This is a genomic window from Streptomyces sp. 7R007 (assembly GCF_054850255.1).
Map to the genome: position 1 here is coordinate 1 of NZ_JBTWMV010000197.1, position 282 is coordinate 282.

1 protein-coding gene is annotated in these 282 nt (G+C 72.3%); it reads right to left on the bottom strand.

From position 1 onward, the window contains the following. Positions 1–282 (bottom strand): acyltransferase domain-containing protein (locus ACYF6T_RS44775; protein WP_461703736.1); only part of this gene is annotated, 282 nt, incomplete at both ends.

The window sequence follows — 282 nt, forward strand, 5'->3', positions numbered from 1 at the left end:
GGCGAACACGGGGGAGTGGTCGAGGAGTTGGGCGCCCATGCCGGCCCACTGCGAGCCCTGGCCGGGAAAGACCAGTACCGGGCCGGGGCCGGCCGCTCCGACCTGTCCCTTCACCAGGTCGGGGTGTGGGGCTCCCTGCGCCAGCGCCTCCAAAGCCGCCGCCGGGTCCTGACCGAGGATCACCGCACGGTGGTCGTGTGGTGAGCGGGTCTTGATCAGGGACCAGCCGATGTCGGTGGCGGACAGGTCCGGGTGGGCGGTGACGTGCTCGGCCAGTTGGCG